Raw genomic sequence first — 894 nt, 5'->3', positions numbered from 1 at the left:
CAGCACCAGCAGGACCAGCCAGTGCTCTTTGAGAAAGGACACTGCTCGGCCAACAAAAAGGCTGTGATACATGACCTTCCCCACTACATTGGCCGCGGGTACGGGCTGCTTGTCCGGCGCGCTGTTCATCACGCCCTGCGTGGTGAACGCCCTCTGCCCGGTATCCGCGTAGTTTTCTGTGATGCCCACGATCCGGTGCGTGATGGTCGTCGTGGGGTTGGATAGATAGGTAATATCGTCCCCGATTTGCAGCTCCGACGGATCAACCTGTTTGGTGACGACCAGGGAGCCTTTGGGGATTTCGCTCTCCATCGAGCCGGAGAGAACCGTAAAGGCGGAATACCCGGCAAAAGACTTCGGACCGCTTTCCTTCCCCGAGATAAACAACACCCCCACAACGACCGCGATCAGCACCAGATAAAACACCACATCGCCTATGGAAAAGGGGAGCTTTCTCCTTTTTTGAACAGGGGTGGCTTTCGTATGATCTGGGACGATTTCCAGCCCTGCGGCTTTCGCTGGCTTATCTTGCCCCGGCCGCAGTTCCGCCAGCCAGGCCGGTACGGCGGTTTCATCCGTGATTTCCAGTGGGACCATGTGTTCCAAATCCTGTAGTGTGATTTTTCGGGTATCGGCGGGGAGAATCAATACGTTGTAAACAGGGCGCTGGCCGGACAGTTGCGCTGTGGCTCCGCCGGCGGACTCCTTTGCTCCTGGAGATGAGGCTTCGTCCGGCAATCCGGCGGGAAGCGGAGTTTCCAGGGCACTGGCTTTCTCTTGATTTCGACTGCGCCTGTGGAGTTCGTCGAATTCTTTCATCAACCAATCCATCTCAACTTCTTCTGATTTCGGCGTATTCAGTTCGTCTCCTTCACGCACGGCTTCCCACCTCCT

The 894-nt window shown here is 56.5% G+C and carries 1 protein-coding gene; it reads right to left on the bottom strand.

Features of this window, described 5'->3' with window-relative positions; translation table 11 throughout:
• Positions 1-879: signal peptidase I (locus H8730_RS17425; RefSeq protein WP_249290315.1), on the bottom strand; the 879-nt coding region annotated here is incomplete at its 3' end.
• Between the last annotated feature and the right edge of the window lie 15 nt (positions 880-894).

Source organism: Bianquea renquensis, assembly GCF_014384895.1.
Lineage (GTDB): Bacteria > Bacillota > Clostridia > Lachnospirales > Bianqueaceae > Bianquea > Bianquea renquensis.
The sequence above is the reverse complement of the archived record's forward strand: the minus strand, read 5'-3'. Positions and strand labels throughout refer to the sequence as shown.